The following is a 26,566-nucleotide window of genomic DNA, read 5'->3' as shown; positions in this document are numbered from 1 at the left end:
CCCCCCTCTCCCGCTTGCGGGAGAGGGGCCGGGGGAGAGGGTGTAGGAGCGGCGGGGCGGCCATCCGCCCATGGCCGCGATAAAAACCGGAACAAAACTTCACAGCCTCAATAATAGACCTGTGAACCCAAAAAGAACCTGAGTCACTTAACAAATTCAAAAGAAACGCAGTAAAAAATGAGCAATCTACTGGTAACCGGCGGCGCCGGCTTCATAGGCGCAAACTTCGTCCACTACTGGATGAAAACTTACCCCCAAGACAAGGTCGTCGTCCTGGACGCCCTCACCTACGCCGGCAACAAAGCCAACCTGGACCCGGTAGCGGAAAACCAGAATTTCTACTTCTGCCACGGCAACATCTGCGACACCACCCTGGTAGAAACCCTTCTCAAGGAGCACCGCATAGACACCCTGGTGCACTTCGCCGCCGAGAGCCACGTGGACAGATCCATCACCGGCCCGGATACCTTTATAGAAACCAACATCATCGGCACCCACAGCCTGCTCAAGGCCGCCAAGAAAATCTGGCTGGACGAAGGCCTGAACAAAGAAAACCACCGCTTCCACCACGTCTCCACCGACGAGGTCTACGGCACCCTGGGCCCGAAGGATCCCGCCTTCAGCGAGACCACCCCCTACGCCCCGAACAGCCCCTACTCGGCCAGCAAGGCCGCGTCCGACCACCTGGTGCGCGCCTACCACCACACCTACGGACTGAAGGTCACCACCAGCAACTGCTCCAACAACTACGGGCCCTATCATTTCCCGGAGAAGCTGATCCCGCTGGTGATCACCAATATCCTGCAGGACAAGCCCCTGCCCATCTACGGCGATGGACAGCAGATCCGCGACTGGCTCTATGTGGAGGACCACGCGCGCGGTATTGACCTGGTAATCAAGAAAGGCCGCCTGGGTGAGTGTTACAACATCGGCGGCATCAACGAGTGGGCCAATATAGATATAGTACAACTCGTTTGTCAGTTAATGAATAAGATATTTAATGAAGACGCAGATCTAAAGCTCAGGTATCCAGCAGCCGTAAATGTGATCAATGGAGAAGCAGAGAAATTGATAGCATTTGTTAAAGATAGAGCTGGTCATGATCGGCGTTATGCAATTGATCCTTCCAAGTCTAGGTCAGAGTTGAACTATGTCCCGAATGAAAGTTTTCATACTGGAATTAGAAAAACAATTGACTGGTATTTGAGTCAGAACACATGGTGGGGGGAATTGATAAAGTAGTTGAAGAGGCTAATTTTTACACCCGGCTTCTATATTGAATTTACACGCAGTTAATCCATTGTTTGAGTAATAATTATGTTGTGGAACAAAAACTTTCTTTTTCTTCATTATCCAAAAACAGCTGGAAAATCTCTAACTAAAGTTTTTGTCAATTCTTGGGAGAGACCAATAAAGGGATATCTTTCTAGAGGGCAATTTAATGAACTGCAAGATTGTGATCAAAATGGGCTTGAACTCAATCTGGGGCGCGGCCATGAAAATATGGGGCAGGCGCTGGGAATCATGTCTGGTGATGGTGTCAGCTACGATGATTTGACTGCTATTTTTATTTGCATGAGAAATCCATACGATCTTATGGTTTCCAATTATCATTTTATGAGAAAAACTTTCAAGCAAAATAAAGATAATAAGAATTTTCAAGCAGCAGTGGAAAACTCTTTTGAAGATTACTGTTCGCTTTTGTCCGTAGCATCCCCTTTGAACTGGTTTACCATAGAAGGGAAAGTACCAGAGAAGATGGAATTGATTCGTTTTGAGGGGCTTTCGGATAATATTGCCGATCTTTGTCGGAAGTATGGCTTTTCAATGCCGGATATTCCTCATCTGAATAAAAGCGAACATACGCATTTTTCTGAGTATGTGACGGAGAAGGCTGAAGAGGAAATTTATAAAAAGTTCAATTTCTTTTTTGAAAGTGGGTTCTATTCAAGATACGAAGGGCTAAAGTAAGTCCGATATGAATATATGTCTCGGAAGTAGCGGTCGCGTATCTCGTGAGTCGATGCCGACACTTCTATGCCAAATATGGGATTCTAAAGTACTTGCTGAAAGTATGGGTGTGACTGGGTTAAGTGCAGTAGAGGGGGTTGACTGCTTCACTTCTCAGGGCCCCAGTTCCACGGTAAGTATGAGGTAAAGAGAAAGTGAGCAAGAGCAATATTATTGGCGTTGTAGACTCCTTTGAAAAAGGAGAGCTTTCCGGATGGTGCCATACCGGTAGAGAGAATATAAATCTGGTTTTAGCTATCGAGGGACAGCCTTTTACTGAGGTAAAGGTCTTGCCGCCAAGAGAAGATGTTATAGCGCATTTAGACTCAAAAGGCCTCGACCCGAAGTATGCGTTGAGCTTCAATTTTTCGATTGACGCAAACTTCTGCGGTAGCAAACAGATCAAGCTGTACGCGATTACGGATGATAGGAGCTATTTAGTCACTTCTAAAGAAATGACGATAAACTGCACAGCTCCAGAAAAATTATCTGCACTTTCCGCAGCGGCTGATATTGCACATGATGCGGACTCTGTAGGGATAGTGGTCTGGGACGGTACCCACAACCCAATAGGCAGGGCGAAGGTTTTATACGATATTATTTCACCGTACCGAAAAGCCGTAATCATAGCGTTTAACTTTCAGTTCAGCGATAAAAGTCTGTGGGAACCCATGATTACGTCGGGCATCCCCGTTGTGACTATTCCTTGGGCAATGCGGGATTCTTACGCAAGTGCATTCAAGGATCTGAATATTGCTTTTAATACAATATGGGCCTGCAAGCCGCGTTACCCAACATTTGAACTTGTAAAGATGGTTTCGCACTCTGAAAGTAAGATAATACTTGATATCGATGATAGCGAGCGCGCACTTTCAGCTTCTGAGGCCGCCAAGTTCAAACCATATGGGCGGCTTTTTAACCTGGAAGCTGAAAAGATTCTTTCTGAAATTAATGCTATTTCAGTAGCCAGTAAATCTATTCAGGATCATTTTGGAGGAGAATTGGTAAGGCATGCAAGAAAATCGCATCACTCGAGCGTGCGGTCCAGAAAGTTTCCTCCCGAAAAAATTACGATTGGATTTTTTGGTACCGTGCGGCCGCACAAAAATCTAGTGGGTGCGGCAAAAGCTATAAAGAGATTGAGCCAGTCTACGGAGTATGATGTAGAGCTTTTAGTTGGTGGGCATTTTATTCCTAACGCTTTACGCCAGGAAATAGAAAATGCGGGAGCGACTACAACTGGATCGATAGATGCTGATTCATTGGTATCGAAGTTGTCAGATGTGGACGTGGTTATAACGGGTTTTCCAGAACCCGGTGAGAATGAGAATGAAATAACAGAATTTCAGATTTCCTCTAAAATTGGTGATGCACTATCGGTTAATCGTCCAGTGCTGGTTCCCTTTGGCGCGTCAGTCTCGGATCTTGATGGGGTTCCTGGTGTATTTATTTTTAATAAGGAGAATTTTGAAGAAAAATTGAACCAAGCTATTAGTTATCGAGAAGAAATTGAGCTTGGTCAGTTCTCCTTGGAAGAGAACTACAAGGCATTTGAAAAGCTAGAAAATATCGCCAAAAAAGATGCAGTTGAAGGGTGCCTGTCTTCGCTAAAGAATAATGGCGTTGTTAGACGTGACGAGCTCGTACCCAGCCTAGTCTTGATCTGGAAACAACATGATTCTGGCATGTATGGCCGAAGGGTTGACCAACTTGCTAGAACTTATAAGAGAAAGTATCCAAGTCACAGAGTCATTATCTTGGAAATGATGTCAACTGATCAATACAAATCTTATCGGGGAGAGAGGGACCTTTGCTCTGCAGATAGTAATCTGATTTTAGATAGGTATGAGCAAAAGCTAAACGGATTTGTCCGTGCTGGAGTTGAGCATATCACAATTCCTGTCGATGGAAGTAAGCCGATAAAGGAAAAACTGGATGGATTTTTGCTAAAAAATAGGCTGCATGCAAGTAATTCAACTTTCGTAATATATCCGTTGATTAGCTCTTATATGCATGTCCTTAAATGTCTGCGAGGATACCGAATTATTTCGGATGTTGTTGACAATCAGCTTTCGTGGGCGAAATCTAACCAGAAGAACATTTTGGCGCAGTATAAGTCTATTCTTTCCTGTTCAGATAAAATTTATTTTAATTCTGAAGTAAATAAAAACTTCTTTATAGAAAACCATATCGTCGATCCCTGGGCTGTGGGGAAGTTGTCGGTGGTCCAAAACTGGTATGACATACCAGAAGATGTCACACTGGAAAATCAGAAACCCTTGGATGAGATTAAGGTTTTCTACTCTGGAAATATGAATGATCGGATCGACTGGGATCTTGTTAGGAAGCTTTCCGAAGTCGCCCAAGAAAATGTAACTATATACATGATAGGTTCTTGTAAGCGCGCCTACGATCAGCTACATGATATCTGCACAAGAAAAAATATAAGATATTTAGGTGTGCTAGATGAATATGATTTGATAAATTTTGCAAAAACATGCGCATTTGCAATTATGCCCCACGTTGAGGATGACGTTTCCTCATATATGAATCCGCTCAAGATTGAGATGTATGAAACTTTGGGCATCAAATGCATCGCTTCTTCAGTCCCCGGAATTAATTCTAGACTGAAGAATATCACTGTTTGTGCATCCAGAGATTCATTTGTGGAAAAGTTTGTTGAATATACGGAATCTATCGATCGGGTAGGTAAAGTTAGTTTTAATAGTATATTATCTAAATTGAATAGAAAAACTCGCTTGAGAAAAGATGTTTTGCAATTTGTTAAGGGGATTAGAGCTCTTAATGCAGAGGCATGAAGTATTCTTCGTGTACATAAGTAATTAATAATCTAAAACAATATGTATATTCAATTTTATAGTAGCTTATAGGTTTCGTGAAATTTTATGGCTGATATAGATTTTGCATTAGAAAAGCAGCAGTCAAGATGGATGCCGCCTAGTAGAGAAGTGCTGGATGAGTTTGTTAAATTTAGAGAACGATATTATACAGTATCTTCATGTGAAGAAGAGTTTGCCACGATTTTGAGAGGCTCACGAGCTGTTATTTCTCCAAGAGATACAAGTACAAAGCTTCTACCAATTATTTTAGAGGCTAAAAAGAATAGAAGTCCATTCAGTATTATTAGGCTAAACGATGGTGAGGGAAATTTAATTAGCCAAATGTACGAAGGCTACAAAGCTCTTTATGATTACTGTATAGACAAAATTTTTGTAATGATGTTTGGGCGGGAAAGTATTGCGCGTAAAGATCTGGAGTTCATAAGGAAACTTGTTATTGACTCAGTTGGTAGCGCGGATGCTATTGGGCTTCCTGAGAGAAGTAGAGTTTTGTCAAGTTACAAAAACAGCTTATCGGAAGTCGATGTTAGAGGAATGATGGGAATTAAGTCGATTCCTCATAGTCTATTTAGGCTTTCAACTGAAAAAATAATAAGCTTACACGATAAGTATTTAGTTTCCGGCTGGTTTGCAAGAGAGTTGCTGGAGCATTTCGAGAGTATTTTAGATTCTGAAAGAATAGTTGGATATATCGGATGTTATAGCGATCTTCCGAAGAAGCTGTGTAGAAGGTTTAATATTTCAGAGGTTGATTTTTATCCTATCCCTCCGCAGCCTTCCAATGTACATATTACAAGTTCTAGCCAGTTTGATCATTATCCGAAGGTGTTTTCGGACAACGTGCAGAAGATTAAAGCCAAGTATCCTGGACAGATCTTTTTGGTTTCTGCTGGACTGTTGGGTAAGGTGTACTGCAAAATAATTAAGGATTCTGGAGGAATTGCAATAGATATCGGGAGTATTGCCGACTTGTGGATGGGGGAGAGAGTTAGACCATGGCTTCTTAAAGCAAACTTTGATTCATATGTTCTTTAAATCTTATTTTTATTGTTAAGGTGGAGATTTTCTACTCGCATGTAAATAACATATGTTTTTTATATTCCTTAGATGAAATTGTTTTCGTATCAATTTTAAATTAGAGTTATAATGAAGATAGCTGTCGCTGGAACAGGTTATGTTGGTCTTTCCAATGCTGTATTACTTGCTCAAGGTAATCAGGTTGTAGCCCTTGATATTGACCGACAAAGGGTGGATTTAATTAATGATAAAATTTCGCCTTTTACTGATAATGAAATAGAGGAATTTTTGTCGAGAGGAGAGCTCAATCTAACTGCCACTTTGGATAAAGAATATGCGTTCAGGGATGCTGATTTTGTCATTATCGCAACGCCAACGGATTATGATCCTGAAACTAATTATTTTAATACAGCATCGGTGGAATCTGTTATAAGTCATGTTCTGGAGATAAATCCTGATGCGGTGATGGTCATTAAGTCCACTGTTCCTGTGGGGTTTACTAAGAGATTAAGTGAGAAAATAAATTGTAGCAATATCATTTTCTCGCCTGAGTTTCTGCGTGAAGGCAAGGCTCTTTACGACAATCTACATCCTTCACGTATAGTTGTTGGGGAGAGATCTGAAAGAGCAAAGAAATTTGCTGATCTATTGCGCGAGAATGCGAAAGCAAAAGATATTCCGATTATTTTTACCGACGCCACAGAGGCGGAAGCTATCAAGCTATTTGCCAACACTTATTTAGCGATGAGAGTGGCATATTTTAATGAGCTAGATACTTACGCTGAAACGCACGATCTAAATAGTCGTCAGATTATAGAGGGAGTAGGGCTCGATCAACGTATTGGTGTTCATTATAGTAATCCGTCATTTGGATATGGTGGTTATTGCCTTCCAAAAGATACAAAGCAGCTTTTAGCAAATTACAGTGATGTGCCAAACAATTTAATTAGGGCTATTGTCGAAGCAAACACTACTCGAAAGGATTTTATTGCCGATTCAATTGTCAAGAGAAATCCAAAGGTCGTGGGAATTTATCGACTTATTATGAAGTCCGGGTCGGATAATTTTCGGGCGTCATCAATTCAGGGAGTAATGAAACGTATTAAAGCGAAAGGAATAGAAGTTGTTGTATACGAGCCTGTCTTAGGAGATGATGAGTTTTTCCATTCTCGTGTAATTCGAGATTTAGACGAGTTTAAGGCTGTCTCCGATGTAATTGTCTCGAACCGGATGGTTCAAGAATTATCGGATGTAGAAGATAAGGTATATACGCGTGACCTGTTCGGTTCCGATTGATTTTGTGTCTTCAATTTTTGCGTCAAAAAAGTTGAAACCAAAGTCGCATTGCGTCTATTCCTAATAATTTGGTTGCTCTCCATATTTTGAGCTTCTGTTGTGGCAACTTTGAAGGATTTTTAGAAGCGGTATCTATTATGAAGCTTGGCATAGCAGCCATTTTCAAAAATGAATTTGACTATATTCTCGAGTGGATAGCTTATCATCAGTTGATCGGAGTAGATAAGTTTTTCATTGCTGATAACGTGAGTAATGATGGTTCTTCACAGCTTTTGGAGGCGTTAGACAGCCTGGGGATTATAAATAGAGTATACTTCCCTAGGGTGGAAGATGCCGGTCCACAGGTTCCAGCATACAATAAAATTCTACAGGAATATGGTGCCGAGGTAGATTTGTTGGCTTTTATAGATGCCGATGAATTTATTGTGACTACAAATGATAGGCCGTTAAAAGAAAATTTGCAAAAGTTCTACCGTATGGAAGATGCTGGAGCTCTTGCACTCAATTGGCGGAATTTCGGATCTTCAAGGGAGGTTTTCAAAGGCGCAGAACCTGTCATCAAGCGATTTACCTTGTGTTCTCGCAAAGATCACAATTTTAATCGTCACATTAAATCAATATTGAAGCCCCATATGACTGAGCGCATGAATATTCATGAGTGTGTTCTGAAGTTAGGTCGTTACTATTCGAGCGATCTTAAGCCTGCGGTATTTGAAAATGGGGAACCTTGCGGACCTAAAACGGCTGGCGTTGTTTATGAGGCCGTCAGGGTTAATCATTATGTAGTTAAATCCAAGCAGGAACATATCCTGAATAAAGATAAGAAAGGATCTGGCGCCGGTAGTGCCACAAGAAGGAAAGGGCAGGCTTATTTTAGGGCTCATGACCTGAATGACGAGTTGGATAATTCGTTGATGCGATTTGTTCCTGGTGTTAAAAGGTGTGTTGAAGAGTTCAAAGAGCTCCTTGTTAGAGAGAGTCCATATCTTTCCTTTGGGAGCGCTAACATAGCAATTAGGGGGGGTATTATTTCAGGTTGGGCGGTAAGTGAATATGATGGAGACCTAAAAGTCAGGCTTTTGATTAATGGTGCCGAACACTTGGTAGATGTAAATCAACCTCGCCCGGATGTATTGCGTAAGGGCGGTTCGAGAAAATTGGTTTGTGGTTTTAGGTACCGGCACGATTCCAAGTTAACCTCCATGGATGATGTCAAAGGTTATATTTACGGCACGACTATAGAATGTAGCGTAAGGCATATTAGTCCGGATATCGGAGTAGGGTAGGATGCCCTAGTTAATGGTTGATTTTGTCGCTGATATTTTATTCAGCAAATTTGTTTTTTCTAGAGGTTTTTGTGAATCCATTGGCTTTTGTGCATATACCGAAAACTGCGGGCACGAGTTTTAGATTCGGCGCCGATGCTTTTTTTGGGGAGGAACGGGTTTGTCGCGATTACGGTAGCCAGTCTGTAGAAACTAGCGAGATTGTCAAGAAATACATATTCCAGGAGAAAGATCACTGGAAGTTCTGGACGGTATTCAAGGCCGAAGGCTATCAGTTTCTTACTGGACATTTTCACGCAACCCGATACGCCACCATCTTTGGGGTTCGCAGCATGGTTACTTTTGTGCGGAATCCTATTCAGAGAATTGTTTCCGAATATAAGCATCATGTGCGGAATTACGGGTACGAGGGTACCTTTAAGAGTTATTATCGTGAGAAGGCCAACATCAATCGGCAGTTACGGATGATGGCCAACATTCCATGGCCAGCTTTTGGGCTGGTAGGGATTACTGAGCGTTATGAAGAATCGCTTGCCCTATTAAATAGTAAGTATTCTCTTCAGATTCCGTTCCTCAATGAAAACTTGGGGCGAAGCGTCATGTCTGAAGCATATGAATTAGAGCCCGATGAAGAGGCTGAATTATCACGCCTAAATGCTGGTGAAATTCGTTTCTACGAACAAGTTTGCTCGCAGTTAGATTGGCGTTGCAGGCTATCCTCTGTCGGGAAGAAGTATGTTGGAGGTGCGGTTACGCGGCAAGATGCAAATGGTCTTTATGGCTGGGCGATCGCTGAGGAAGATGACGACCCTGTTGTGGTTCAGGTGTCGGTCGGCGGTGAAGTTGTCGGCGAGGTAACAGCAACAGGTTATCGCCCCAATCTTCAAGAAAAGGGTGCCGGTCGTGGCGGGTTTGTCGGTTTTAGTGTGAACACAGAAAGGTACCCAAAGAATGTGAGCTTGGAATGTACTGTTGCTGCTACGGGGCAGCCTTTAGTAAATTCTCCATGGGAGCTCCTTGAAACGGCTTGATAATATTTTATAGCAAAGTGAGACATTGTGGGTGTCGCGAGAAGCCGATCGGCCTACAGAAGCGTGACCAAGGAATTTGAGTAATGACGACATGCTGAAGTATTTTAAGCAGTTATTTCGGGTGGATTTGAAGAGCAGGCTGGTACCATTGGGAGACCTTGACGCCTGTGATGAGTCCGCGCGCAATTTTGAGTGGCAGTCGTCGGGTGCCGATCCCCGCTTCAAGGTGAAGAGTAAGCGCTTCCGCTCTGGTTGGTATATGCTGGAGCTCAAGCTGCGCCACACTGAGTCTTGCGCGGATGCCCGTCTGTATTTTGATACGGGTGATGGACTCAGCGAGGATCAGAGTATTCTCCTACCTGTAAAGTCGAACCGCATCAACAAACGTCTCGTTTACTTCCCAAGAAACGTAAAGTGGTTGCGTTTCGATCCGATGGAGTCGTCGGGGCGACTGACGGTCGAACATTTTCGAATTGTTCGATTAGCTTCTTGGTTCGCTCTCGACCGCTTGATGCAGCGCCTTATTAATATGCATTTTGAGTTTCGAGGCCAGGAAAAATCCAAAGTCGAAGCTTATGTCAAAGAAATGGCAAAAGAATCGGGCCGGCACTGGCGCGATCTGGCGCTTGAGTACTACAGTGAGACTTTTGTCCGGCGAAAGCAGGAGCGGGACTATCAAAGCTGGATTCGCGAGGTCGAAAGCTGTCGATCCACTGAATGTTCCTTTAGAGACGGTGATGGACCTCTGATTTCTTTGGTGCTGCCAACCTACAATACGGATGTATTGCTGCTCCGCGCCTGCATAGAATCGGTATTGGCACAGACCTATCCACGCTGGCAGCTTTGTATCGGCGATGATGCCTCTACCGATTCGCGAGTGCGCGAGTGCCTGCAGGAGTTTCGAGCTCAGGACGAGCGCATTCAGGTGGTGTTTCGGGAAGAAAATGGTCATATCACGGCGGCCAGCAACAGCGCCCTGGCACTGGCGAAGGGCGAATATATTGCGCTGCTGGATCACGACGACACCCTGGCACCCCATGCGCTACAGAGGGTGGCGGAGGCGATTGCGGAAAACCCGCAGGCGCAGCTGTTCTACAGCGACGAAGACAAGATCGATGAACAGGGCGAGCGTTTTGATCCCCACTTCAAGCCGGGCTGGAACCCGGACCTGCTGCTGTCACAGAACTATATCTGCCATCTCACGGTACTGAAGGCGGCTCTGGTGAAACAGGTCGGTGGCTTCCGCCTCGGGGTTGAGGGCAGCCAGGATCACGATCTGCTGCTGCGCTGTATGCCGCACCTGAAAGCCGGCAATGTGGTGCATATTCCGGAGGTTCTGTACCACTGGCGCGCCATCAGTGGCTCGACCGCGCAGCAGGGCTGCGCCAAGAACTACGCCGCCACCGCGGGGGTGCGAGCCGTGGCCGACTACCTGGAGAGTGAAGGGCTGCAGGCGACGGCGGAGCCGGGTACGGCACCGAACAGCTACCGGGTGCGCTGGGTCATTCCGCAGCACGCGCCGCTGGTGAGCCTGCTGGTGCCCACGCGGGATGGAATCGATATTCTCAAGCCCTGTGTGGAGGCGATTCTCTCCAGAACCGACTACCCGAATTTCGAACTGTTGATCCTGGACAACCAGACTCGCTGTGAGGCGACACTGCGCTTCCTGGAGGAGGTGAGTGCCTCAGATGCGCGGGTCTCCGTGCACCGCTGGGATCGCCCGTTCAACTACTCCGCGATCAACAATTTCGGCGCCGGCCTGGCGAAGGGCGAGATCATCGGGCTGGTTAACAACGATATAGAGCCGATCAACGGCGACTGGCTGACCGAGATGGTGGGGCAGGCGCTAAGGCCCGAAATAGGCTGCGTGGGCGCCAAGCTCTATTATCCCAACGACACCATCCAGCACGGCGGCGTGATTCTGGGAATCGGCGGTGTCGCGGGTCACTCCCACAAGTATTTGAGCCGCAACGAGTACGGCTATTTCTCGCGCCTGCACCTGGTGCAAAACCTTTCCGCGGTAACGGCTGCCTGCCTGCTGCTGCGCAAGTCGGTATTCGAGGAGGTGGGCGGCCTGGACGAGGAAAACCTGGTCGTGGCCTTCAACGATGTGGATCTGTGCCTGAAGGTGCGCGAGGCTGGCTACCGCAACCTGTGGACGCCCTATGCGGAACTCTACCACCACGAGTCGGTCTCCCGCGGCGCCGACAATACGATGGCAAAGCGCAAGCGTGCCCAGCGCGAGGCGGAGCATATGCGCAGTCGTTGGGGTGCGCAGCTGGATACGGATCCGGCTTATAATCCCAACCTGACGCTGGTGCATGAGGATTTTTCGCTGGCGTAATTCGATAGAGCCCGATAGAAATCCTAAATGGGCTTTCTTGGAATCAAGAATTCAGGTTTTGAGGGTGAAAATGATACTTTTTTTGGGTGTGGCAACAAGAGCTATAGCAATCTGAATCAGAACCCGCAACATAAGTTTGCACAAAACCATGCGCTTTGTATCTATAACAGCGACACTGTTTACAGTTTTATCCCTTAAATAGCGCCCTGCAATGGCCGGTTACTAATCCGACTTTATTAGTTTTTTTAAAATTGTTTTGACCAACCCTCCCATTGGAGTCGTCATCCCGGATTCGATCCGTGATCCAGAGAAGGTGCCTCGGCGCCCTGGATTCCGGATCCAGTCCGTAAAGCAGATTGTATACAGCGAATACGGGACTCTCTGGTTGTTAAAGGTGTCAGGACAATGGCTGAGACAATTATGAGCCCCTTAATATGTGAGCCCATCGTCGCCATTGGCCGCCGCTCCGGTCAGTCGATAGATTTGAGTTTTTGTTCCAGGTTTTTCGCTGGTCTGAAGCGGAGTGCTTTCCCTATCTTAAATTGATCAAGAAGCTGTAATTCATGCAATTTTAACAGGTCGGCCCGGCTGGTTGCATAGGCGATTTTGTGTGAACGCTGGTGTGACTCTATGGAGTAAACGGTAGTCGGCTTCTTGAGCGCATTGGCCAGCAGGGCTTTTTGCCGGTGATTGAGCAATAGAGAGTTTTTCAGGTAGATGTCGATCTGGCTCTGCTCCTGAGTCTTTTTCTCGATATAGTTTTCCAGTGCCGTTATTGCCCTGAGGATGATATCTAACTGAAATATGATGAAGTAAGTCAGGTCGTTGTCGTCGGACTCGGTATAAAGAAACGACCGTGCATATTTGCTGGGGGCTTCTTTTAATAGGCTGGATATCGAAATGAATTCGAATAGCCAGTATCCCTCGCGCAGCATCGTCCAGTAAAAAAGCGCCCGGGCTGTGCGACCGTTGCCATCTTCGAATGGATGGTCATACGCGAGCCAGAAGTGCAGGATGATCGCGCGTATAACGGGGTGGAGATACTGTTGCGTGTCTTGAGCACCATTGGCGAAATCGCACATGGCGCGCATTCTTGAAGGCAGCTCTTCTGCTGAAGGTGGGCGGTGTAGTATTTGATCGTCGCTCTCATCCCATACAGCTACACGAGTATCTTCAGGCTGCTGAATTTGGCCGGCGCTGGTTTCTTGTTCCAGCGTTTTCTCGGTCACTATGCGGTGTAGGGTGCAGATTATTTCCGGCGATATTGGCTGATCTTTAAGCGCAAGAATTTCCTTCATGGCGAGGAAGTTGTTCAGGATCATTTGCTCGCTTTTATCTTTTGGGGCGCGGCCGGAACGCAGCATGTCGACGGCATCTTTTCGGGTTGTGGCTGCACCTTCCAATTGGCTGGAAGTAATTGCTTCCTCGATTAAGGAGCTGATGATGTAGCGGTCCCGCAGGCTGGGGTTGACAACCTGTTCGTTGATTCCGATGAGGCCTCGCGCCTGGGCGTCAATTGCCGGAAGTTTTTCCAGGATGGGGTCTGGCAGGCAGTAAGTGAACGGCTTTCCGAGGCTGTCTTTGAGTGGTAGTTCCCGCTGAATCTGCTGGCGCCCAAACTTGAGTTTGAGCCACCATTCCTCGTGGCTAAGCCCTTCTTGAACCGGCCTTCGGCGTAGCTGGTCCCAGTGTAGATACCCTGGCGTTCGGGGGAGGGGGGAAGACACCAGCTCCAACAGTCGCTCAGGTGATATGTGTTGCAGCAGGTCCGTGAGCCTGGGCGGTTTGGCGGGTTTTTTCATCTGCTTAGTGGAATTATCAAATTGATAGAAACTGATAATTCATTGAGAGTAGCATCTTGGGACTTTATTATCAATTTGATAATAATTGATAGTTCATTGATAGTTGCGAGCTGGCGCCACAGGCAGTGAAGGCGCTTCGGGCTTTCCGTTGCAGGGTGACGATACAAAGGATCAAAAGGAATTGACCATGACAGACACCGAAACCCCTATTCTCAACTCAGCCCGCACTGCGGTTCACAATCGCCCCCAGGCAGTCGAGGCTGCAGAAATCCCCCCTGGCCACATAATCCACCACGGTGCGGTAGATGGTGTCACCGGCTCCTGTCACCAGCTGTTCGCCGATAGAGACAATTCCATCCTGATTGACTGCGGTCTGTTCCAGGGCGCGGAAACCTCTCCCGGCGGCCGTGGCCACAACAGTCTGGCCATCGAATTCGATATCAGTAGTGTTCGGGCCCTGGTGGTTACCCATATGCACATAGACCATGTGGGCCGCATTCCCTACCTGATCGCTGCCGGCTTCCGCGGCCCCATCTATTGCTCCGAGCCCTCCGCCGAGCTGCTGCCGCCGGTGCTTGAGGATGCGCTGAAGATTGGTATCAGCAGGGATGCGGCCTTAATCGAAAAGTTTCTCGGCTATGTCAAAAAGCAGCTGCGCCCTTTGGCCTATAACCGCTGGCAACCGGTGGTTGCGCAAGCGGGTGGCCGCCTCGATATTCGCCTGCAGCGCGCCGGCCATATTCTCGGCTCCGCCTATGTGGAGTGCGAGCTGAGAGAGCAGAAGCGCCGCATCATTTTCTCCGGCGATCTGGGGGCGCCGAATACGCCGTTGCTGTACGCGCCCAAAGCGCCCAGGGGCTGTGATGAGCTGGTCATTGAAAGCACCTACGGCGACCGCCTGCACCAGAACCGCAAAGAGCGCGTGCGCATTTTGCAAAATGCCATAGAGGGGGCCCTGAAGGATCGCGGCAGCGTGTTGATTCCGGCGTTCAGTATTGGCCGCACCCAGGAATTGCTGTATAAGCTGGAGGGCATCATCCACAGGCAGGCCAATCGCAACAGAAAGAACAATCCCTGGCGCGGCCTGCCCGTCATCGTGGATTCGCCCCTGGCGAGCCGCTTCACCGAGGTCTACCGCCGCCTGCGGCCCTATTGGGATGCGGAGGCCAGGCGCTTGCTCAGGCGCGGCCGCCACCCGCTCAGTTTCGAGCAGTTGATTACGGTAGACGATCACGAGGCGCACCTGCGGGTGCTGGCGGAGCTCGCCCACAGCCAGCGCCCGGCCATCGTCATCGCCGCCAGCGGCATGTGCAGCGGTGGCCGGATTGTGAATTACCTGAAGGCAATGCTCGAGGAGGAGCGCCACAACGTACTCTTCGTGGGCTACCAGGCCAGGGGTACGCCGGGGCGGGATATACAGGCCTATGGCCCGAAAAATGGCTACGTGGATATTGAGGGCGAGCGCTACCGCATTAGGGCGGGGGTGGAGACCATCAGCGGTTATTCGGCCCATGCGGATCGGGATGATCTGCTCGGTTTTGTCCGCAGGATGAGAAAACGTCCGCAGATAATCCGGGTGGTGCACGGCGATGCGCAGGCCAAGCTGGCTTTGCAGCGGCGGATGGAGGCGGAGGGGTTGGCCGGGAGAGTGGTTGTTCCGGCGGGGCCTGTTGCCCATGACTCGGTGTAAACACCTCACGTCGGCATCCAGCTCAGGCTGGTGACTAAGGCCGGAGTGTGTGATCTCGATGTCACTGAGCCGCCGCTCTGCCCGCTGCAGGGACAGTTGTCGCCGCAGAATCCGGTAGTTTGGACGTATCAAACGGGTAGTGATTGCAAAACTTGAGTTATACGCAAATAAGGCCTAAATTGCGTATAACCCGCAAGGAGTCACAATGCTGCCGACCCCCCTGTCCCTGACCGCGCGCACCCTCTACTCGGAGCTGAATGAACTGGCCATTTCCCTGGGAGTGTCCGAGCATCTGGGCAGGGCACCCGGTACCATCTCCCGCAAGTCGGTCAAAGGCGCCGACTATCTCTATTACCAGTACAGGGATCTGGACGGGCGCACACGCCAGGCCTATATCGGGCCGGATAATGAGGCCACCCGGGCGCGGTTGAAGGATATCGAAGCGCGGATCGCCGATCGGGAGAGTGACCTGGCTCGCCTGAATGAACTCCGTGCTGCTTTCATTGCCGCCGGCGGAACTGCTATTGAACACACGCCGATGAGAGTGTTGCGGGGGCTCGCGGATGGCGGTGTACTGCGCCCGGGGCTGGGCTGTGCCCAGTTGGTGGGTACTTACGCCTTTATCGCCTTGGGCAACCTTCTGGGAGTGCGGTGGGCCAGCCAGATAAGGACACAGGACATCGACCTGGCTGGCACAGCGGATATCGAGCTCGGTGTGTCCAGACCGGACATTCCTACCCCGGAGATCCTCGACCAGCTCGGCATGGGTTTTATTCCGGTGCCGACTCTTGACCCCAAAACACCTACCACCTCCTATCGGGTGAGGGGGCAGGAAGTTCGGGTGGATCTGTTGGTTCCGTTGCGCGGCAAACCGGCCTCTGAACCGGTTTTTGTGCCGTCACTGAACGCGCTGGCCCAGCCGGTGCGCTTTCTCGATTATCTGCTGGAGTCCCCGGTGGCGGTCACCCTGGTGGGGAGGCGCACACAGGTCTTGGCCAATGTGCCGGCACCGGAGCGTTTTGCCCTGCACAAATTGCTGGTTTCCGAGTCTCGGGCCTCTGCTTTTGCTGCCAAGGCGGAAAAGGACCGGATGCAGGCGGGGCAGGTGCTGCAGGTGTTGCTGCAGGAGGCGCCGGACGGCGTCGAAGCGGCCAAGAGCGACCTGGTGTCCCGCGGCAAAGGCTGGGCGGAGAAGTTCGAAAGGGCGCTGAAGAAGTGCCAGAAAGATTTCCCTGACGTTGTAAACTGGCTGCGCGGCTTCTGATCGAGCGTTGACGGGATGGGCGGATAAATTGATCACGGGATTTGGCGCAGCCCGATAGAGTTGGGCGGCATACTCACGACAGATTTGGCATAATTTGCCCTCGCCAATAGGCGTGCATAAAAAACAGACACCCGCTTCGGTGACCAGAGCGACGCCCCGATCCTATGACTCTTTCCCAATTATTTGTTGCCGGTATCTTCGCCCTGGTCATCGGCTCGCTGATCTTCACCCGTTTCCGCCCATCCCTGGTCTTCGCCTCGGCCGCCGGGGCCTGCTTCCTGACCGGGTTGGTGCCGGCGGAGTCGGTACTGCAGAAGGGGGCCAACCCGGGCCTGGTGACCTTGGTTGCGCTGATACTGGTGTCTTTGGGGCTGGAGAAGGCGCGCTGGTTGCGGGCGATTTCCGAGGGGTTGATCAATGGCTCCCTGAAGGCCAGCCTGCTGCGCCTCACCGCCGCGACGGCGCTGAGCTCGGCCTTTCTCAACAACACCGCCGTGGTGGCCGCGCTGGCCTCCAGTGTCAAGGGGCAGCGGCGCCTGCCGGCGGCCAAGCTGCTGCTGCCGCTGTCCTATGCGGCCATTCTCGGCGGCACCCTGACCCTGATCGGCACTTCCACCAACCTGATCGTCAACAGCTTTGTGCTGGACCGGGGCCTGCCCGGCCTGGAGTTCTTCGCCTTCCTGCCGGTGGGGCTGGCCGCGGCCCTGGTGGGGCTGGCGGTACTGCTGCTGTGCAACCGCCTGCTGCCGCAGGGGGCAGTATCCGAGGAGCCGGTGACCGAGTATCTGCTGGAGGCGGAGGTGGTGGCCGATTCGCCCCTGGACGGCAAGACCGTCGAGCAGAACCGCCTGCGCCGGCTGGAGACCCTCTACCTGATCGAGATAGTGCGCTGCGGCCAGGTGATCAGCCCGGTGGCGCCGACGGAGGTGTTGCGCTGCGGGGACAAACTGATTTTCAGTGGCGATGTGCGCGACCTGGGGCGTTTGCAGGATATCGAGGGCCTGCGCCTGTTTGCGCTGGAGGACGAGAAGCTGGACCTGAATCTCACCGAAGTGGTGATAACCCCCAGTTCCAGCATCCTCGGCCAGTCCCTGAAGGGCTGCAATTTCCGCACCCGCTTCGACGCTGCGGTGGTGGCCATGCGCCGCGGCGGTGAGCGGCTGTCGGGCAAGCTGGGGGAGATAGAGTTGCGCGCCGGGGATGCGCTGCTGTTGGCGGTGGGGCCCGACTTCAGGCACCACCTGAATATCGACAAGAATTTCTATGTGATCAGCGGCACCGAGGTGCGGCGGGATCTGTCCCGGCGGGACAACTGGTTGCTGGGCCTGGGTTTTGCCGCTGTTGTGGCCGGTGCGGCGCTCGGCTATTTTTCGTTGCTGAAGGGGTTGGTGGTACTGCTCGGGGGCATGATCGGCCTGGGTATCTTATCCACCACCGAACTGCAGCGACGCTTCCCCTTCCAGATCTGGCTGATTATCGCCAGCGCCCTGGTGCTGGCGGAGGCCTTTGCCGGCAGCGGCCTGGCGGATGCGCTGGCGTCCGGGCTGCGCAACCTGTTGCAGGGCTGGGGGCCACTGGCCGGGCTGGTGGGTATCTTCCTGCTGACCCTGGCGCTGACCGAGCTGATGACCAATAACGCCGCCGCCGCCCTGGCTTTCCCGCTGGCCTGGAGCCTGGCGGAGAGCTTCGGCGTCAGCTGGATGCCCTTCGTGATGGCGGTGGCCTACGGTGCCAGCGCCAGCTTCCTGACCCCCTTCGGCTACCAGACCAACCTGATGGTGCAGAACCTGGGCGGCTATCACCTGCGGGACTTTGTGCGCGCGGGTTTGCCGCTGACCGTTGCCTATTCGGTGACGGTGCTGGTGTTGTTGCCGGTGGTGTTTCCGTTTTACGGATGAGCGATGAGCTCAGGTAAGGGACTTGGTTATTGAATAGCGAATTGGGGGCAGCTTCTTTGGTGTCAGGTAAACGGTGCTTTGTCGTGGAAGAGGGCGAAAATCCCTCCACCGATTACTTCGTTATGCCGTTTCTGCGGGAGGGCAACACGACTCCCGTGCGCCGTTTCTTTTCGCAGATACCGTCTGAGGAACAGTTGGACGGCGCCACCCTGATTTTCGTGCGCTATATTCCGGCCAAATGGAAGACCCTGGTGGAGAGTTGCCGGGACAGGATGGCCGCAGTCTATTTCTTTATGGACGATGACCTCTTCGACTGGCGCGCCTTTGCGGCCATGCCACTGCGCTATCAGCTGAAATTATTTCGCCTCAGCTGGTCGCACCGCAAATGGCTGCAATCCATCGACGCGCGGCTGCTGGTTTCCACGCCCTACCTGCAACGAAAATATGCCGACTGGCAGCCGCAACTATTGCCGCCGCGGCCACTGGCCGAGCGCGAATCGTCGCCGATGTTGACGCTTTTCTACCACGGCTCCGCCTCCCACGGCGGGGACCTGCGCTGGCTGCGCCCGGTAATCGCGGAGGTGCTGGAGCGCAATGAACGGCTGGCCTTCGAGGTGATCGGGGACAGTGCCGTTAATAAATTATTTAAAGGCCTGCCGCGGGTGCAGGTGCTGCACCCGATGAAATGGCCCAGCTATCGGGCACTGATCAGCCGCCCCGGGCGCAGTATCGGGCTGGCCCCGCTGGTGGATTCACGTTTCAATCGCGCCCGCTCCCACACCAAGTTTTTCGATATCACCGCGGCCGGTGCCGTGGGGGTTTACGCTGAGGGTCCCGTTTACGGCGGTATCGTCGCACACGAAAAGAACGGCCTGCTGTTGCCGATGGAGCGGCAGGCCTGGGTGGATGGGATTCTGCGTTTGGTGGCTGACGAGCCGCTGCGCGAGCGCCTGCTGGAAGGTGCGCGAGCGTGTCTGTGATCGGCTACTGCGCGCCGGGTATCCGCCGTATCCGACACCTGGATGCGCTGCTGGAGGCTCGGTGCCGTTTTTTCCTGCGCGCGCCCGCCAGGGAAATTACCCATATCGCCGGCTGGGGGCTGAAACCCACGGCGGAGCGAGCCCGCCGGCTGGCGGCGTCGCGCGGCCTGCCGTATATCGGTATCGAGGACGGTTTCCTGCGCTCCCTGGGCCTGGGTGTCAGCGGTTCTCCGTTGCACAGCCTGGCGGTGGACCACTCCGGTATCTACTACGACGCCACCCGCCCCTGTGACCTGGAATCCCTGATTGCCGAGGCACCTTTCGGCGATGCCGAGCTGGAGCGCGCGCGCCGTTGCATGGCGCTGCTACGCAAACACCGCCTTTCCAAATACAACCATGCGCCGGACAAGCCGCTCCGCTGGCCGGACCCGCGGCCGCGGGTATTGGTGGTGGACCAGACTTTTGGCGATGCCTCGGTGCTCTACGGTTGCGCCGATGCGGAGCGCTTCGAGCAGATGCTGGAGTCCGCGCTGCGCGCGCACCCGGACGCCGAAGTCTGCGTCAAGGTGCACCCGGACGTGATCGCGGGCAGGAAGCGCGGCTATCTGCTGGAGGCTGCCAGGCGGCGGGGCTGCCGTATTCTCGCCGAGGACATTTCCCCCTGGGCGCTGCTGGAGGCGGTGGAGCAGGTCTATGTGGTGACCAGCCAGCTGGGCTTCGAGGCGCTGATGGCCGGTAAGAAAGTGCACTGCTTCGGCCTGCCTTTCTATGCCGGCTGGGGGCTGACCGAAGACTACGCCAGCTGCGAGCGCCGCGGTAAGAATCGCTCCCTGGAGCAGGTTTTCGCCGCCGCCTACCTGCGCTACTGCCGCTATATCAATCCCTACACCGGCCGGCGTTGCACGCTGGAGGACACCATCTACCTGATCGGCGAGCAGAAGCGCCGGCGGGAGCAGTTTCGCGGCAATTGGATTGGAGCCGGATTTTCTCCCTGGAAGCGCCGTTTTGTGCCGGCCTTTTTGGGGCCGTCGGCATCGGTGCGCTTCGTCGCACAGAAGCCCGAGCGGCTGCACGGCGTCTCAGGGGGCAGCCGGGTCGCGACCTGGGCCAGCGGCCTGAAGAGCGAATTTGCGCGCGCCTGCGGGCAAGGCGGTCATGAACTGTGGCGCATGGAGGACGGCTTTCTGCGCTCGGTGGGCCTGGGGATGGATCTGGTGATGCCCCTGTCGCTGGTGCTGGACAGGCGCGGTATCTACTACGACGCCAGTCGTCCCAGCGACCTGGAAACCATTCTCGGCGAAACCGAGTTTGATGAAGCCCTGCTCGGGCGGGCGCGCCGACTGCGCGAACGCCTGGTGGCGCTGCGGCTGAGTAAATACAATGTGGGCGCTTGCGGAACACCGCTGCCGTTCGATCCGCCCACAAACAGGAAAGTGATCCTGGTGCCCGGGCAGGTGGAGACGGATGCTTCCATCGCGACCGGCTCGCCGCGCTTCAAGACCAATCTCGAGTTGCTGCGCGAGGTGCGGCGCTGCAACCCCCACGCCTTTATCGTCTACAAACCCCACCCGGATGTGGTCGGCGGGGGGCGTTTCGGCGCCGTGGGGGAAGCGGATTCTGAGCTTCTGTTCGATGCGCTGGTTGCGGATATATCCATCGCCGAACTGCTGGATCGGGTGGACGAGGTGCATACCCTCAGCTCCCTGGCGGGGTTCGAGGCATTGTTGCGCGGGGTGAAAGTGGTGATCTATGGTCTGCCGTTTTACGCGGGCTGGGGGCTGACGGAGGATCGGTTGCTTGCCGGCCCCGTAGCACTGGATTCCGGCCTGCGCCGGAATGACGATGGAGAAGACGTGGTCATTCCGGCGCAGGCCGGAATCCAGAAGCGGCGGGGTCGACAGCTGGCGTTGGACGAGCTGGTGGCCGGGGTTTTGATCCTGTATCCGCTCTATATAGATCCGCGCAGTGGCGACCATGTAAATGCTGAGACGGCGGTGCAGATTCTGGCCGATGTGCGCGACAGGCCGCAGGGGACCAGGTTGGGGACCAGACTCTACCGGTTGTTCCGCAACCGTTTCATGAAAAGGTAGACGGTCTCCCCGGAGATACTCTGCTTCAAATTCAACGATGTTTCGCTCGTCATACCGGCGCAGGCCGGTATCCAGTTCAGTGGCACCTGGATCCGGCCTGCGCCGGAATGACGAATAAACACCGTAGGAACGGCCGCCCCGCCGCTCCTACAGCAACTTCTTAGTGTTTGGATATATGGCCAAGTCAAAAATCAGGTTCCTGTGGAAATGGCCCCAGTGGCTGCTGGAACTGCTTTCCTGGGGCAAGAGCTTCAAGAACAACCCGATTATCGGCAGCTACTGGCTGAATCTGTGCGGTCTGCACGTCGCGCGGGTGGTGCTGGCGCAGCTGTTGTTCCGCTTCCGGCTGCTGTTGCTGGCGCCGCTGGTGCCGGCGGCGGACAGGCGCGAGTTCCAGGAAAATGGCTTTATCCTGAAGGAAAACTTCCTGCCGGCAGAGCAGTTCGCGCAGCTGGCAGAGGAGCTGGAGCGCTATGAGGGCGATGTACGTGAGTTTGTGGAGGGCACCACGCTGACTCAGCGCACTTTCATGACGCACCATGTCCGCGACGGGATGGCGGAACTGAAGGCGCTGGCAGACAACCGGCAGCTGGATTGCCTGATGCGCTACTGCTCGTCCAAGAACCGGCCGCCGCTGTTCTATATCGAGAATCTCTGCAACCACGCCAATGTGACGCCGCGACCGGACCCGCAGCGGGATATGCACGCGGACACCTTTCATCCCTGTGTAAAGGGCTGGCTCTATATTGACCCGGTCGATGACAGCAACGGCCCCTATATCTACGTACCCGGCTCCCACAAACTCAGCTGGGCGCGCCTGAAGTGGGAGTACCGGCAGAGCCTGGAGGCTTGCAAGCAGGGTGCTGCGCGGGCGCCGGGTCGCTATTGGGACGGTTCCTTCCGGGTATCGGCCGCGGCGCTGGAGGAGATGGGCTTTGCACCGCGCAAATTCTGCGTACCCGCCAATACCCTGCTGATCGGCAATGTGTACGGCTTCCACCGTCGCGGTGAGGCGCTGGCGCCGTCCAACCGCATGACGGTGTGGATGCAGGCGAGGGACAATCCCTTCAATCCGCTGTTCACTTTGTGGCCAAGGTCGACGGCCCGGGCCTTCGAGTGGGGCTGGGGCAGGGTGCTCGAGCGCCTCGACCGCGGCAAGTTGGCCAGCGGCGAGCAGCGCAGTTTCCGGGGGCGCTTTAGTCGCCAATTGACAAGGGGCTAATTCTTCCGTTGGAATGCTTTTTCCTGCTGTCGAGGGCGTGCAGGTAAGTGTGCCCTGACAAACCAGTGTCATTACATGCGATTACATGGGCGAGACATTGCGTTGAATAATCGATAAACTTCGGCCTCCGCACGGGGATCCAATTTGTAATTGGCGGTTGGCGCGTCTGCGGTTGCGATGCGCTGGGACCAGAAGTTGAGCAGTAATAACGCATAAATCATCTATTGGGGACAGCCTGCAATATATGCCATGGGCACAGGCCGCTATGTGGACTTGTCGGCCTTAGTGCCTTGTGGGCTGGAACTTACCGGATCGGTAATGGCCACGTTCCGGTAATCGGGGGAATTCATGTCTTCGGCTGTTTTTTTACAGGGCCCCCTCGGTCCTTTCTTTGCCAAATTGGCTAAGAGGCTTTCCGCTTTCGGGGTGGTCACGCATAAAATCAATTTCAATGGTGGTGACCGGCATTTCAGCTGGGCCGATTTCCAGGCCGATTTTACCGGGCACGACCGCGATTGGCCGGCCTATTTCCGCACCTATCTGCTGGAGCACGCCGTGGACGCGGTGTTCGTGTACGGTGATTGCCGCCTCTATCACCGCAAGGCGCGGGAGGTCTGCGATGAGCTGGGCATCGCCTTCGGGGTCTTCGAAGAGGGATATCTGCGCCCGGATTTTGTTACATTGGAGTGGGGCGGAGTCAACGCCTTCTCCGGTATCGACTGGTCCCGGGAGGCCATTGACGCTTATCAGCCTCGGGGACGCACGCCCTCCCTCCGTGTAGGTCTGACCTTCTGGCAGCGCGCCTGGTTTGCCATCCGCTACTATGTTTCCGCGCGGCTCGCCCAATCGGAATTCCCCGACTACCACCACCACCGCAATCGCGACTGGAAGGCCGAAGCCGGGTGCTGGCTGAGGAGTTTCTTCCGCAAGGGACTGTATAAGATCACCCAGCGAACCCTATTACCGCAGTTGGTGGAACGCTTTGGTGGCCGCTTCTACCTGTTTCCATTGCAGACTCGCGACGACTTTCAGTTACGCACGCATTCGGATCTGCTCTCGATCGAGCACTCGATTGATGTGGTCATCAGCTCATTCGCGCGGTACGCAGCCGAAGAGGATGTCCTGGTGATCAAGCATCACCCGATGGATCGGGGGTTCAGTCACCACCGGCAGTTGATCGATGCCCTGGCGGCGCAGCATAGGGTTACCGGCAGGGTGATTTACTGTCACGACCTGCACCTGCCGACCCTGCTGGACCATACCAAGGGCGTGGTCACCATCAACAGTACGGTCGGCATTTCCGCCCTTCTGCACCGCGTACCCACCAAGATTATGGGGCGGGCACTCTACGATATGCCGGGCCTGACCCATCAAGGAGATCTCGCCAGTTTCTGGCAGCAGGCCGATGCGGTGGATGCCGGGTTATTCAAGCGATTCCACACCTACCTCTATGAGATGACGCAATTGGATGGCAGTTTTTTCAAGTACATCGACCAGACCGTCGATAATACCTGGGGTCGACTGATGCATGTTGTTCCGGTGCGGCAAAAGGTTGCAGTGTCTGCGTCCTCCACAGCCGTTGCGGCAGCCGAAGCAGGTTAAGCTACTCGCTAGCCGCAGAGCCGGCCTCTCTGTGTACGACCGCTGTGCACAAATCTCCCTCACTATCTGATTAAAAATTAGACTGTATCGCGTCGGCCGAACCTGATAGACTGCGCGGCCTTTTGTCCCCCGCCCCATATCGGCCCCTGAATGGGACATCAGCCTAATTGGGTAACAGACCTCCTCGCCACAGGCCCCTGTACTGCGTTGAACGAGCTTGAAATAGCGGGTGCTATGACTGGGCTTATTCTCCACGCCCAGCAACACTTTGCGGTGAGCTATGGTTACCCGATTGGGCACCTGGCTTCCGCCCGGCCCCTATGTAGAATCAAGTGAAATCCGAAATGACCGATACCCCTAATCCCGTTGGTTTTGACCAGCTGGGCCTGCCGACCTCAATCCTCAGCGCTGTCCAGAAACTGGGCTACGAGACACCGTCACCAATCCAGGCGCAGACGATTCCCTCCCTGCTGGAGGGCCGTGATGTGCTGGGCCAGGCGCAGACAGGCACTGGCAAGACCGCCGCTTTCGCACTGCCGCTGCTGTCGCAGCTGGACCTGAAAGACAAGCGCCCCCAGGCGCTGGTACTGGCGCCGACCCGCGAGCTGGCGATCCAGGTGGCCGAGGCCTGCCAGTCTTACGCCGCCAATCTGAAGGGCTTCCATGTGGCGCCCATCTACGGCGGTGCCGATTACCGCGGCCAGATACAGCAGCTGCGACGCGGTGTGCAGCTGGTGGTGGGCACACCCGGGCGGGTGATGGACCATATGCGCAAGGGCACGCTGGACCTGTCCAACCTGAAGACCCTGGTTTTGGACGAAGCCGACGAAATGCTGCGCATGGGCTTTATCGACGACGTGCAGTGGGTGCTGGAGCAGATTCCCGAGGAGCGCCAGATAGCGCTCTTCTCTGCCACCATGCCCAAGGAAATCGCGCGCATCGCCCGCGAGCACCTGCGCGAGCCGGTGGAGGTCAAGATCCGCGTCAAGCAGGAGACCGCCGAAACCATCCGCCAGCGTTACTGGCCGGTGGGTGGCCTGCACAAGCTGGACGCGCTGACCCGCATCCTCGAGGCGGAGCCGGTGGACGCCACCATCATCTTCGTGCGCACCAAGAACAGCACCGTGGAACTGGCGGACAAGCTGGCCGCGCGCGGTTTTGCCAGTGCGGCACTGAACGGCGATATGGCGCAGAACCTGCGCGAGGCGGTGATCGACAAGCTGAAGAAGGGCGCGCTGGATATCGTCGTCGCCACCGACGTGGCCGCGCGCGGCCTGGACGTGAAGCGCATCAGTCACGTGATCAACTACGACATTCCCTACGATACCGAGGCCTATATCCACCGCATCGGCCGCACCGGCCGCGCCGGGCGCGAGGGGGATGCCATCCTGTTCGTGGCCCCGCGCGAGCGCCGCATGCTGCGCATTATCGAGAAGGCCACCAAGAAGCCGATCGAGCAGCTGGAGCTGCCCAGCGCGGCCCAGGTCAACAGCGCGCGCATGCAGCGCTTCCGCGAGCGTATCACCGGCACTTTGGAGGGCCAGACCGACCTGGCCCCCTACCGCCAGCTGGTGGAGGAATACCTGGCGCAGAACGAAATAGATCCGCTGGACGTGGCCGCCGCCCTGGCCGCCATGGCCCAGGGCGACCAGCCGCTGCTGGTCAGGGAAGTGGAGCAGAAGCCGCGCCGGGAAAGACGCGAGCGCGACGGCAGCCATGAGCGTGGCGATGGTTTCGAGGGTCGCGGGCGCGGCCGGAAAAAGGAAGGTTTCGCCAAGGACAAGAAGATGTCGCCGCCGGATGAGGGTATGGAGCGCTACCGTATCGAGGTGGGGCACGAACACAATGTGCGCCCGGGCAATATTGTCGGTGCCATCGCCAACGAGGTGGATCTGGACAGCTCCTATATCGGCCGCATCGAGATTTACCAGGACCACACCACCGTCGACCTGCCCGAGGGCATGCCGAAGGAGGTGTTCCAGCACCTGAAGAAGGTGCGGGTGTCGGGCAGGGAGATGAAGATTTCCAAGGCGGAAGAGGCAGGCGGCAAACCGCAGGGTAAAGGCAAACCGAAAAAGCGCAAACCGAAGAGTTAATTGCTAGCGCACAGCGGTTGCCACGTAGGGGCGAACCTTGTGTTCGCCCTTGTCGTATCCGGGCTAGATTGCTCGTC

General features: G+C 53.6%; 17 protein-coding genes. 16 read left to right on the top strand and 1 reads right to left on the bottom strand.

Annotation, left to right across the window (positions count from 1 at the left end; all coding sequences use genetic code 11):
- The first annotated feature begins 177 nt into the window (after positions 1 to 177).
- The 8 genes from rfbB (at position 178) to IG627_RS06590 (ending at position 11,845) form a co-directional block, all read left to right on the top strand.
- The gene (rfbB, locus tag IG627_RS06625; RefSeq protein WP_193191382.1) at positions 178 to 1,242 is read left to right on the top strand and encodes a dTDP-glucose 4,6-dehydratase; all 1,065 of its coding nucleotides are present in this window, start codon (positions 178 to 180) and stop codon (positions 1,240 to 1,242) included.
- Between the two features lie 75 nt (positions 1,243 to 1,317).
- Positions 1,318 to 1,971: a sulfotransferase domain-containing protein gene (locus IG627_RS06620; RefSeq protein WP_193191379.1), complete on the top strand. Its 654-nt coding sequence runs from the start codon at positions 1,318 to 1,320 to the stop codon at positions 1,969 to 1,971.
- Positions 1,972 to 2,165: 194 nt separating this feature from the next.
- On the top strand, positions 2,166 to 4,829 hold the full coding sequence (locus IG627_RS06615; RefSeq protein WP_193191377.1) for a glycosyltransferase family protein: 2,664 nt from the start codon (positions 2,166 to 2,168) through the stop codon (positions 4,827 to 4,829).
- Between the two features lie 87 nt (positions 4,830 to 4,916).
- A complete protein-coding gene (locus tag IG627_RS06610; protein WP_193191375.1) occupies positions 4,917 to 5,906 on the top strand; it encodes a GT-D fold domain-containing protein in 990 nt (329 codons plus the stop codon).
- Positions 5,907 to 6,017: 111 nt separating this feature from the next.
- On the top strand, positions 6,018 to 7,184 hold the full coding sequence (locus IG627_RS06605; RefSeq protein WP_193191372.1) for a nucleotide sugar dehydrogenase: 1,167 nt from the start codon (positions 6,018 to 6,020) through the stop codon (positions 7,182 to 7,184).
- A gap of 137 nt (positions 7,185 to 7,321) precedes the next feature.
- A complete protein-coding gene (locus tag IG627_RS06600) occupies positions 7,322 to 8,470 on the top strand; it encodes a glycosyltransferase family 2 protein (RefSeq protein ID WP_193191362.1) in 1,149 nt (382 codons plus the stop codon).
- Positions 8,471 to 8,493: 23 nt separating this feature from the next.
- A complete protein-coding gene (locus IG627_RS06595) occupies positions 8,494 to 9,501 on the top strand; it encodes a sulfotransferase family 2 domain-containing protein (RefSeq protein ID WP_193191360.1) in 1,008 nt (335 codons plus the stop codon).
- Between the two features lie 757 nt (positions 9,502 to 10,258).
- Positions 10,259 to 11,845, top strand: a complete 1,587-nt coding sequence (locus IG627_RS06590; RefSeq protein WP_319024514.1) for a glycosyltransferase family 2 protein — start codon at positions 10,259 to 10,261, stop codon at positions 11,843 to 11,845.
- Between the two features lie 470 nt (positions 11,846 to 12,315).
- Here IG627_RS06590 and IG627_RS06585 read toward each other — a convergent pair whose 3' ends face one another.
- On the bottom strand, positions 12,316 to 13,647 hold the full coding sequence (locus IG627_RS06585; RefSeq protein WP_193191356.1) for a Fic family protein: 1,332 nt from the start codon (positions 13,645 to 13,647) through the stop codon (positions 12,316 to 12,318).
- A 187-nt stretch (positions 13,648 to 13,834) separates the two neighbouring features.
- Here IG627_RS06585 and IG627_RS06580 point away from each other — a divergent pair, with 187 nt between their 5' ends.
- The 8 genes from IG627_RS06580 (at position 13,835) to IG627_RS06545 (ending at position 26,489) form a co-directional block, all read left to right on the top strand.
- On the top strand, positions 13,835 to 15,337 hold the full coding sequence (locus tag IG627_RS06580) for an MBL fold metallo-hydrolase RNA specificity domain-containing protein (protein ID WP_193191354.1): 1,503 nt from the start codon (positions 13,835 to 13,837) through the stop codon (positions 15,335 to 15,337).
- Positions 15,338 to 15,542: 205 nt separating this feature from the next.
- Positions 15,543 to 16,601, top strand: a complete 1,059-nt coding sequence (locus IG627_RS06575) for a GSU2403 family nucleotidyltransferase fold protein (RefSeq protein WP_193191352.1) — start codon at positions 15,543 to 15,545, stop codon at positions 16,599 to 16,601.
- 164 nt (positions 16,602 to 16,765) lie between these two features.
- Positions 16,766 to 18,499, top strand: a complete 1,734-nt coding sequence (locus IG627_RS06570; RefSeq protein WP_193191349.1) for an SLC13 family permease — start codon at positions 16,766 to 16,768, stop codon at positions 18,497 to 18,499.
- 83 nt (positions 18,500 to 18,582) lie between these two features.
- Entirely contained in the window at positions 18,583 to 19,479 is an 897-nt protein-coding gene (locus IG627_RS06565) for a glycosyltransferase family protein (protein ID WP_319024513.1), read from the top strand.
- Positions 19,470 to 21,569 carry a capsular polysaccharide biosynthesis protein gene (locus IG627_RS06560; RefSeq protein ID WP_319024512.1) on the top strand — a complete coding sequence of 700 codons (2,100 nt, stop codon included), beginning with the start codon at positions 19,470 to 19,472 and terminating at the stop codon, positions 21,567 to 21,569. Before IG627_RS06565 ends, IG627_RS06560 begins: the two co-directional genes overlap by 10 nt.
- Before the next feature lie 175 nt (positions 21,570 to 21,744).
- Positions 21,745 to 22,791, top strand: coding sequence for a phytanoyl-CoA dioxygenase family protein (locus IG627_RS06555; protein ID WP_193191347.1), 1,047 nt, complete (start codon positions 21,745 to 21,747; stop codon positions 22,789 to 22,791).
- A gap of 348 nt (positions 22,792 to 23,139) precedes the next feature.
- A complete protein-coding gene (locus tag IG627_RS06550) occupies positions 23,140 to 24,393 on the top strand; it encodes a capsule biosynthesis protein (protein WP_193191338.1) in 1,254 nt (417 codons plus the stop codon).
- A 344-nt stretch (positions 24,394 to 24,737) separates the two neighbouring features.
- Positions 24,738 to 26,489 carry a DEAD/DEAH box helicase gene (locus tag IG627_RS06545; protein ID WP_193191335.1) on the top strand — a complete coding sequence of 584 codons (1,752 nt, stop codon included), beginning with the start codon at positions 24,738 to 24,740 and terminating at the stop codon, positions 26,487 to 26,489.
- Positions 26,490 to 26,566: the final 77 nt, after the last annotated feature.

Source organism: Microbulbifer taiwanensis (assembly GCF_014904815.1).
Lineage (GTDB): Bacteria > Pseudomonadota > Gammaproteobacteria > Pseudomonadales > Cellvibrionaceae > Microbulbifer > Microbulbifer taiwanensis.
The sequence above is the reverse complement of the archived record's forward strand: the minus strand, read 5'-3'. Positions and strand labels throughout refer to the sequence as shown.

What these genes read in the sequence shown, in the direction of transcription:
- IG627_RS06585 (WP_193191356.1), bottom strand. Translation starts at nt 13,647, where the DNA reads ATGAAAAAACCCGCCAAACCGCCCAGGCTCACGGACCTGCTGCAACAC.
- IG627_RS06550 (WP_193191338.1), top strand. Translation starts at nt 23,140, where the DNA reads ATGTCTTCGGCTGTTTTTTTACAGGGCCCCCTCGGTCCTTTCTTTGCC.
- IG627_RS06575 (WP_193191352.1), top strand. Translation starts at nt 15,543, where the DNA reads ATGCTGCCGACCCCCCTGTCCCTGACCGCGCGCACCCTCTACTCGGAG.
- IG627_RS06605 (WP_193191372.1), top strand. Translation starts at nt 6,018, where the DNA reads ATGAAGATAGCTGTCGCTGGAACAGGTTATGTTGGTCTTTCCAATGCT.
- IG627_RS06570 (WP_193191349.1), top strand. Translation starts at nt 16,766, where the DNA reads ATGACTCTTTCCCAATTATTTGTTGCCGGTATCTTCGCCCTGGTCATC.
- IG627_RS06610 (WP_193191375.1), top strand. Translation starts at nt 4,917, where the DNA reads ATGGCTGATATAGATTTTGCATTAGAAAAGCAGCAGTCAAGATGGATG.
- IG627_RS06620 (WP_193191379.1), top strand. Translation starts at nt 1,318, where the DNA reads ATGTTGTGGAACAAAAACTTTCTTTTTCTTCATTATCCAAAAACAGCT.
- IG627_RS06580 (WP_193191354.1), top strand. Translation starts at nt 13,835, where the DNA reads ATGACAGACACCGAAACCCCTATTCTCAACTCAGCCCGCACTGCGGTT.
- IG627_RS06555 (WP_193191347.1), top strand. Translation starts at nt 21,745, where the DNA reads ATGGCCAAGTCAAAAATCAGGTTCCTGTGGAAATGGCCCCAGTGGCTG.
- IG627_RS06600 (WP_193191362.1), top strand. Translation starts at nt 7,322, where the DNA reads ATGAAGCTTGGCATAGCAGCCATTTTCAAAAATGAATTTGACTATATT.
- IG627_RS06545 (WP_193191335.1), top strand. Translation starts at nt 24,738, where the DNA reads ATGACCGATACCCCTAATCCCGTTGGTTTTGACCAGCTGGGCCTGCCG.
- rfbB (WP_193191382.1), top strand. Translation starts at nt 178, where the DNA reads ATGAGCAATCTACTGGTAACCGGCGGCGCCGGCTTCATAGGCGCAAAC.